Annotated in this window: 7 protein-coding genes; 3 read left to right on the top strand and 4 right to left on the bottom strand. The window is 38.0% G+C overall.

Annotation, left to right across the window (positions count from 1 at the left end):
* Together U9K52_RS19390 and U9K52_RS19385 are read left to right on the top strand one after the other, a co-directional pair.
* A partial coding sequence (locus U9K52_RS19390; RefSeq protein ID WP_322927801.1) for a hypothetical protein occupies positions 1–220 on the top strand: 220 nt, incomplete at its 5' end.
* A 19-nt stretch (positions 221–239) separates the two neighbouring features.
* Positions 240–2,894 (top strand): MGH1-like glycoside hydrolase domain-containing protein, encoded by a 2,655-nt coding sequence (locus U9K52_RS19385; RefSeq protein WP_322927800.1) that lies wholly within the window; start codon positions 240–242, stop codon positions 2,892–2,894.
* A gap of 18 nt (positions 2,895–2,912) precedes the next feature.
* On the opposite strand, the gene recO is transcribed toward U9K52_RS19385, so the two are convergent.
* Genes recO through U9K52_RS19365 form a run of 4 tightly spaced genes read right to left on the bottom strand, consistent with a single transcriptional unit; the run spans position 2,913 to position 7,592 of the window.
* Positions 2,913–3,599: a DNA repair protein RecO gene (recO, locus tag U9K52_RS19380; RefSeq protein ID WP_263602390.1), complete on the bottom strand. Its 687-nt coding sequence runs from the start codon at positions 3,597–3,599 to the stop codon at positions 2,913–2,915.
* Entirely contained in the window at positions 3,599–5,881 is a 2,283-nt protein-coding gene (locus tag U9K52_RS19375; RefSeq protein WP_263602391.1) for a T9SS type A sorting domain-containing protein, read from the bottom strand. The genes recO and U9K52_RS19375 overlap by 1 nt, the downstream gene beginning before the upstream one ends.
* A gap of 2 nt (positions 5,882–5,883) precedes the next feature.
* Positions 5,884–6,834: a metallophosphatase gene (locus tag U9K52_RS19370; protein WP_322927799.1), complete on the bottom strand. Its 951-nt coding sequence runs from the start codon at positions 6,832–6,834 to the stop codon at positions 5,884–5,886.
* Positions 6,831–7,592: a 5'-nucleotidase C-terminal domain-containing protein gene (locus tag U9K52_RS19365; protein WP_248394685.1), complete on the bottom strand. Its 762-nt coding sequence runs from the start codon at positions 7,590–7,592 to the stop codon at positions 6,831–6,833. The genes U9K52_RS19370 and U9K52_RS19365 overlap by 4 nt, the downstream gene beginning before the upstream one ends.
* Before the next feature lie 198 nt (positions 7,593–7,790).
* On the opposite strand from U9K52_RS19365, the gene dapA reads away from it, so the two are divergent.
* Positions 7,791–8,663, top strand: coding sequence for a 4-hydroxy-tetrahydrodipicolinate synthase (dapA, locus tag U9K52_RS19360; RefSeq protein WP_248394683.1), 873 nt, complete (start codon positions 7,791–7,793; stop codon positions 8,661–8,663).
* The last annotated feature ends 25 nt before the right edge of the window (positions 8,664–8,688 follow it).

Raw genomic sequence — 8,688 nt, 5'->3', positions numbered from 1 at the left:
CGAAAAACAGAAAAAGAGCTCAGACAGGCCGTTCAATCCGGGGCGCATCTTCGTCAAAGTAGAAGAGGCAGACTTTAAGGTGAAGCACGAACCCTTTGCGTTTGTCAAAAAAATAATAGTTAGCAAAGTTGTTTTAAAAATAACCGAAACAGCTGTTATTCTGACGAAGGAAGCATCTGTCTTTATGTTCAAAAAGAACAGATATCATAAATCATCATAAATCAATCATAAGCAGAAGCATGAAAGAAAAAGAAAGAGTCTCTGACATCACCTGGAAAAAATGGGGGCCTTACGTCAGCAACCGGGAATGGGGATTGGTTCGTGAAGACTATAGTCCCAACGGAGACGCCTGGAACTATACTACACACGATACGGCAGAGGCAAAAGCATATCGTTGGGGAGAAGAAGGCATCTGTGGCATTTGCGATGACCTTCAGAAGCTCGTATTTTCTTTCGGCTTCTGGAATAAGAAAGATAAAATGGTAAAAGAGCGGTTCTTCGGGCTTACCAACGGACAGGGAAATCACGGAGAAGATGTAAAGGAGTATTACTATTATCTGGATTCCACACCGACGCATTCTTACATGAAGATGCTTTACAAATATCCTCAAAATACATTTCCTTATGAAGACCTCATTAAAACAAACGCAGAAAGGGGCAAACAGGACCCTGAATATGAGTTGATTGATACAGGAATTTTTGATAAAAATGAGTACTTTGATATTTTCATCGAATATGCAAAAGCCGATGATCAGGATATTCTGATTCGGCTTACCATTGTCAATAAATCAGAAAACACAGCTCCTCTGGTGATTCTTCCGGCTTTATGGTTCAGAAATACTTGGCGGTGGGGTTATGATGATTATATGCCCCAGCTAAATTCGGGCGAGGGAAATAATGTAAAAATTCAACATAAGGATTTAGAAATCAAAAACTTTTATGCAGAGAATGCAGAACTAATTTTATTCTGTGATAATGAAACCAATAATGAAAAACTGTATCAGTGTCCCAACCAAAGCGATTACACCAAAGACGGAATCAATGATTTTATTATTAATGGAAATCCACAATCCGTAAACCCTAAGAATATTGGTACGAAGGCGGCTTTTTTAATCAATGAGAGTTTTAATCCAAAAGAAGAAAAAATTTTTAAATTCAGGTTATCCGATAAGGATCTTAAGAAGCCTTTTTCCGGATTTGATGAAATTTTCAGTCAGCGAAAACAGGAAGCCGATGAGTTTTACGAGGAAATTCAGGACGGAATTAAAACGGAAGATGAAAAACTGGTACAGCGGCAGGCTTTTGCGGGAATGCTTTGGAGTAAAATGTTTTACCATTATAATGTCGAAAAGTGGCTGAAAGGCGATCCTGACCAGCCGCAACCTCCAAAATCCCGGGATAAGATCCGGAATTTCCAGTGGAAACATCTCAATAATGAACATATTATTTCAATGCCGGATAAATGGGAATATCCATGGTATGCAACGTGGGATCTGGCTTTTCATACGATCAGCTTTTCATTGATTGACCCTGATTTTGCCAAACATCAGCTGAAATTATTCCTTTTTGAATGGTATATGCATCCCAATGGGCAGCTTCCGGCTTACGAATGGGATTTTAATGATGTGAATCCGCCGGTTCACGCATGGGCCGTTTTCAGAGTTTTTAAAATTGATGAATATTTAAAAGGAAAACCGGACCTTCCGTTCCTGGAAAGTGCATTTCAAAAACTGCTGATGAATTTTACCTGGTGGGTCAATAAAAAGGATAATAACGGAAACAATATTTTCGAAGGCGGCTTTTTAGGATTAGATAATATCGGGGTTTTTGATCGTAATACGCCGCTTCCCGATGGTGAACATCTGGAGCAGTCGGATGGTACGAGTTGGATGGCCATGTTTGCCCTTAATATGATGAGAATCGCTTTAGAACTCGCCTTGTACAATAAGGTTTACGAAGAAATGGCCATAAAGTTTTTTGAACATTTTCTGGCGATTGCCAATTCTCTTGCCAATATGGGGGATGAATGCTTCAGTCTTTGGGATGATGAAGATGAGTTCTTCTACGACGCGCTTTCATTCGGGGGAAAAGATCATATGTATTTAAGAATCAGAACAATTGTTGGCCTTATTCCGATGTTTGCAGTTGAAATTATTGATGATGAAATGATCGAAAATCTTCCGAATTTTAAAAAAAGAATGCAATGGGTACTGGAGAATAAACCGGAACTGGCTGCTTTGGTTTCTCATTGGGAGGTAAAAGGGGAGGATTCAAAACACCTGCTTTCCCTTCTCCGCGGGCATCGTTTAAAAAGATTGCTCCACAGAATGCTGAATTCTGAAGAATTTCTAAGCGATTTCGGAGTCCGTGCCCTTTCTAAAGAATATGAAAAGAATCCGTTTAGCCTGCATCTGAACGGTAAAGACTACACCGTAAAATATACACCTGCAGAAAGTGACAGCCGGCTTTTCGGGGGAAACAGCAACTGGCGTGGCCCGGTATGGTTTCCTATAAATTTCTTAATTATTGAAAGCCTGCAACGTTTTTTCTTTTATTATAGTCCGGATTTTCTGGTAGAATGCCCTACAGGAAGCGGAAATTATTTAAATCTTGATCAGATTGCAGATGAACTCAGCAAAAGGCTGTCCAATATATTTTTGAAAGATAAAGATGGAAACCGTCCTTTCAACGGGCAGTATCCAAGATTTCAGTCTGATCCGGATTTTAAGGATTATATTTTGTTTTATGAATATTTTCACGGAGATAATGGGCGTGGAGTAGGCGCTTCACACCAGACAGGCTGGACGGGGCTGGTTGCAAAAATCCTTATGCCTAGGTTTTCAAAGAAAAAAATTGCGGAATCCGAAACTGAGATGCCCACCAAAAAAAGTTGAGCACCTGAAGAATGATATTTATTCAAAAATTTGCTGAATGACTTCCAATGATGGCGGAATCCTGAAATCTGTGATATGATAATGATAATACACCAAAATGCTGTCAAGGAAATCTTTTCTATGAGACGACAGGATTTTAATCCGGTATGGATCTCCCGAAGAAAGAATTGCCAGCCATATCGCGGAGATCTCCTCATTAAATATCTGATGCATCAATTCAGAAGAAAATGTACCGGTTTCCGGATCAAGAAATTTCCCATTGTTCAGTAGCGGGGCAACGCCCTGAATTTTCAGAATTTTGATCAGAAAGATCAAATGAGATTGATAGTTCTGGTTTTCAAGTTCATCAATAAATTCTTCCAGACAGAAAAATAGATGATGATTTTTATTTTCATGTTTTAAATTCTGATTCAGAAAGTCTGAAATAAAAAATACAACTGAATTACAACGGATATCTGTATAAATATCGTTGCTTTTTATCATTTCAAACCGGGAAATAGTCTGTATTCCATTTCCTCTGAGTGGGAGCAGTGAAAAATTAAGTTTACTCAATGGCAGGAGCAGGGCTTTTTTCTTATTTTTTTTAGTATAAATACCTTTCAGAAAATAAGACTGAAACCCTTCCTCTTCCGTGAAACAATGCAGTACCGCATCATTTTCACCATATTTTATATAAGATAATAAAAAGCCGTTTTGTGAATTCATTAATTAACTACCGCAATCTTTGCCGTTGCTTTATCAGATCCGTCTTCATTTGTCATCAGTACAAAATATATTCCTGAAGCTACTCTTTTACCTCTTTGGTTATTAAGATCCCATTCATAATATCCGCCTCTTGCCACAGCAGAGTGCACCACATTTCCTGCTGCATCTGCAATCCTGATATTGGTAACTTCAGCAAGACCTTTTATGGTAACTTTTCCTTTAAAATTGGAATAAACTACAGGATTCGGATATACAAGTACGTTTCCGAAGCCGGAAGTTACATCGGCAACATCTCCCTGATACGTTACAATTCCGTCATAAGAAACAAAATATACTTTTCCTGTTTTTTTGTCAACCTTAATATCGGTAATACTGTTGGTAGGAAGAGGTGAATTTTCTTTAGTAAAATGCTTTATGGTTTGCTGTCCGTCTGAAGATAAATAATAGACACCCCCGCCATCCACGGAAACCCATTTGTGATCACCGGCATCCACTTCAATCTGCAAAATCTGAGAATCTCTGAAAAGCTCTTCGCCAAGGCCGTTCTGTTCAATAATAATTGGCTCTACAGTAGCGCTTGCAGGAGTTTTTACTTCTGAAACAGCATTCTGTAAAACCCTTAATCCCAAGTCTCCACCGATCCATGCATCTCCGGATTTATCCAAAGCTACAGAAATATTACCTCCGGAATTTGGATCGAAACCATTGGCCTGGTTCAGAATATAAGCGGTATCATCAGAAGTGTTTACTGTTTTTTTAGCATCATAAGCAACAAGTGCACTCAACCTCGGGATCGGGATCCATAGTAGTCCTTCATAGAATAATGGTTTTTGTGCGGCACCCAATGTGGTGGTATTTTTTATAAGAAAATCATCAGTTGCTCTGTCGTAAGCACCGATTGCAGTAAGCTGCCCAACATCTGGTCCGTCACTGGAAAAAGCGATGCTTACAAAAAGATTGTTTGCATCATCGAAAGCCAATCCTACAGCCCGTCTTGCATACAGATTGGTTGTTCCTAGATTATAATTTTTGGTAAAAGTGAAATCCTTGCTGGCAGCATTATATTTCATCTTGTATACACCGCGTCCTTCCGCCGTAGTATAATTCGTGAAGAAAACATCATCCGGACTTGCAGGATCTGAAACAACGTCCAGGACATTAAATCCTGTAGTATTTCCTACGAAGTAGGAAGGATAGATCCATTCCATACCATTGAAGTAATAAAAGCCGGGATTTTTTGGGTTGTTAAGGGCAGTATTAAATCTGTTTTCTCTTCCTCCCGTAGATACAAGGAGTTGATTTTCACCATACAGACTCATTTTGTAGGCATAATTAAAATAAGGACCGTCGGGCTTGAAAGAATTGTTGCTTTCATTTTTTATTCCTGATAAAACTGTTCCGCCATACACACTGCTTCCTACGGTAGTTGCCGTATTACATTCTTCACCGAAACTTACGGTATTGTTAAAATTTCCGTTGTTATTGAATGTGTAAACTCTGTTTAGATCTGTTACAACAATATTATTGCTGTTCACCACAACATCCTTCACATTGGTAAATGTTTGAGAAAGAGGAACAGAAGCACCGTTGTTATAAAGATATCCTGTGGTTGCTGATGAAAAACTTAAAATGCCTTCAGAATCAATATGTCTGAACGATCCCGCCATTTCAGTTGTCCATGTGGTGAATACAGGAAATGTTGTATTCATTTCGTGGCTTTTCAGGCCTGTATTGGTTACCGAAAATACTTTATTACCGAAAATAGTCGCTTCATTACTCGCTTCATATACACCTCCTGATAAGAAAAAAGCAGAATCTTTAAACTCTTTCTTCCTGAGATCAAAAATAGAAACTCCGTAACCTACCGAAATAACTGCAAGGTCTCCTGTTATTGAGATATGATTAATTCTCTTGCTGCCGTTATACCCTGTAGCAATAGGAATATCCACAACATAGGTAATTCCGTCGGGAGAAATAACATCCAGCGAACCGTTCTGATATCCTATAAGCGCAATTTTATTCTGCGGATTGTAATCGAATGCTGAAATTTTAACCTCATGCAAGCCGTTTGCTTTAGACAGCTTGGTAATTTCACCTGATGAAATGGTATAATAAAAAATCCCGTTTTCTGCTGCTGCAACTATTTTTCCGTTATCTTCTTTCATGGCAATAACGTTGTTATAAGAAAACAGGTCTGCCCATTTTTTTGAAGAAATAGTCTGTGCATTTGCAACGTGCAGGGATGCTAAAATACCAAGAGAAATTAAAGAGAGTTTTTTCATGCTTATGCTATTATACTGCTGTCAATTACCTGATTGTTCCAGGCAATATGTTTTATGTTTTTATTTATATCAAAAAAGAAATCTATTCTTCCTAACAGAAGTCCTGCCCAGCCTACCTGGTTGACAAGGACGTTTTTACCCTGTCTGTTGACAAAAGTTTCGGGTTCCGGAAGGAAAGTATGCGTATGGCCACCCAAAATAAGGTCGATATTTTCAGTTTTAGCGGCCAGGATTTTATCACTTATTTTATCCGGGTCTTCTTTATAATCGTAACCGATGTGCGAAAGGCAGATCACCAGATCACACTTTTCTTCATTCTTAAGGAAGTTAGAATAATGTTGTGCTACATCTACAGGATCGGAGTAAATGGTTTCACCGTATTGCTTTTTGCCAACAAGCCCGTCCAGCTTAATTCCGACACCGAAAATCCCCACTTTGATCCCGTTTTTATTAAAGATTTTATAAGGTGAAGTTTTTCCGTCCAGAACTGTATTCTTGAAGTCGTAATTAGAGCAGATAAAAGGAAATTTTGCATTTGGCAAAACCTTTAAAAATCCGTCCAGACCGTTATCAAAATCATGATTTCCCATGGTGGAAGCATCATATTTCATCATAGACATTAATCTGAATTCCAGCTCGCCCCCGAAAAAATTGAAGTAGGGAGTTCCCTGGAATATATCTCCTGAATCCAGTAATAATACATTGGATTCCTGGTTTCTGATTTGCTGTATAAGGCTTGCTCTCCTTGCAAAACCTCCCTGATTAGGGTTTTTAATATAACTTGAATCGAAAGGTTCAATTCTGCTGTGCTGGTCGTTGGTATGAAGAATAGTAAGTTTATTTGTTGACTTCATATCAACAAAATTCAGTTCCTCGGCCATCATCATATTGGGAGCTAAAGCCATTGCCAGAGTCCCGCCGCCTATTGCTTTTAAAAAACTTTTTCTGTTCATTGCTTCTTACCGATAAAATTTAAACGAATATCTGAATTGGGATTTACCTCAGGGGTTTTCTTAAAATAATCAATAAAAAGATCTCTGAGTTTGATTCCGGTTGGAATCATTTCCCCCTTTGAAAAAAACTTCATGTTATCACCTCCCAGTGCCAGATAATCTGAAGTGGCAATATAATACTCCTGATCCGGATTTATTGTTTTGCCATTGATGAGGGATTTTGTAAGCTGCCCGTCATTGGTTTCAATGTACAGATGAGAAACAGGATTGTTGACCTGAGTTTTTGCATAGTAATCGAAAAGACCCTGCAAGTCTGATCCTTTCATTTTTACGATGATCACTTCATTTTCAAAAGGCATCACTTCAAATACACTTTTGAGCAGAATATCACCTTTCCCGATGCTTGTACGGATACCTCCGATATTGATCAGGGCGGCATCTACATCTTTACTAAGATTTTTTTTGGCCCATTCTTCTGCTCCGTCAAAAGTATAATCCGCTAAAAGATTTCCCAGATTGCTGTTGTCTCCCTGTTTGTTAAGATCTACTGCGGTATAAGAGATTTTTTGGTTCATCTCATTATCCAGCTTTTGTTTATAGGGCTCAATAACTTTTACAAACTCCTCATCATTTTTTAGCTCATTATTAATAGAAATATTTTTCCGGGTCTGCACTTCTGTTACCTGTAACGGAGAAGCCGTTTTGCAGGAGGAGAGTGCGGCCAGAGCAATTCCTAGTAACAAGAATTTATTTTTCATATGCAGCAATTTAATTTTATTTAAAAAGGTCTTTATGTCATCATAGCAATTATAGTGTTTTTTCTAAACAATTTTAAGCCAGCGATTTCATAATATCTTTTAGTATATGCAAATATAATTATATGTATAATAAAACATTATTATTTATGACAAATTCTTGGGGTAAATTATTAAATTTGAAAAAAATTATTCTAACAGATGAGCATTTTAAAAGGAGTAGGTGTTGCGCTGGTAACGCCCTTTAATGAAGATTTATCCGTAGATTTCGAAAGTCTTACCAGATTGGTAGATTTCAACATCGAAAACGGAACCAATTATTTAGTTGTTTTGGGAACTACAGCAGAGGCTGCAACACTTTCTGCAGAAGAGAAGAAACAGGTGATTGAGCATATCATTAAGGTTACTAATCAACGTGTTCCGCTTGTTCTTGGAATTGGTGGAAACAATACTCTTGAAGTTAAGAAACAGATTGAAGAAACGGATCTTTCCGCATTTGAAGCCGTGCTTTCCGTATCTCCTTACTATAATAAACCAAATCAGGAAGGACTTTATCAGCATTATAAAATGCTGGCTTCCACCGGAAAAAATATTATTATTTATAACGTTCCGTCACGTACAGGACAAAATATTGAAGCGGAAACGACTTTACGTCTTGCAAAGGAATTCCCGAATTTATTGATGATAAAAGAAGCGGCCCCGAATATTCTCCAGTATTTTGATATTTTAAGAAAAAAGCCTGAAGGTTTTAATCTTGTTTCCGGAGATGATGAATTTACACTGCCTGTTACACTTGCAGGAGGTAATGGTGTGATTTCTGTAATCGGCCAGGCTTATCCTAAAGAATTTTCTACAATGGTGCAGCTGGCATTTGACAGAAAAGTGGATGAAGCTTATGAAATCCACAATAAGCTCGTAGAAATTACCAGGCTGATCTTTGCTGAAGGAAATCCTTGCGGAATTAAAGTTGTTCTTGCCGAAAAAGGAATTATTAAAAATTATCTCAGACTTCCCCTTGTGGCCGCTTCAGAAGGACTTTACACAAAAATTAAGGCTGAAATGGCAAATATTTAGAGGTATAAAAGTTTGTAACAAGTGA

Origin of the sequence: Chryseobacterium sp. MHB01 (assembly GCF_034651565.1) — a bacterium.
Classification (GTDB): domain Bacteria; phylum Bacteroidota; class Bacteroidia; order Flavobacteriales; family Weeksellaceae; genus Chryseobacterium; species Chryseobacterium nepalense.
This window is presented reverse-complemented; position numbering and strand designations above follow the sequence as displayed.

Coding starts and splice junctions, on each gene's coding strand:
- recO (WP_263602390.1), bottom strand. CDS start 3,599: ATGAATTCACAAAACGGCTTTTTATTATCTTATATAAAATATGGTGAA.
- U9K52_RS19365 (WP_248394685.1), bottom strand. CDS start 7,592: ATGAAAAATAAATTCTTGTTACTAGGAATTGCTCTGGCCGCACTCTCC.
- U9K52_RS19385 (WP_322927800.1), top strand. CDS start 240: ATGAAAGAAAAAGAAAGAGTCTCTGACATCACCTGGAAAAAATGGGGG.
- U9K52_RS19370 (WP_322927799.1), bottom strand. CDS start 6,834: ATGAACAGAAAAAGTTTTTTAAAAGCAATAGGCGGCGGGACTCTGGCA.
- U9K52_RS19375 (WP_263602391.1), bottom strand. CDS start 5,881: ATGAAAAAACTCTCTTTAATTTCTCTTGGTATTTTAGCATCCCTGCAC.
- dapA (WP_248394683.1), top strand. CDS start 7,791: ATGAGCATTTTAAAAGGAGTAGGTGTTGCGCTGGTAACGCCCTTTAAT.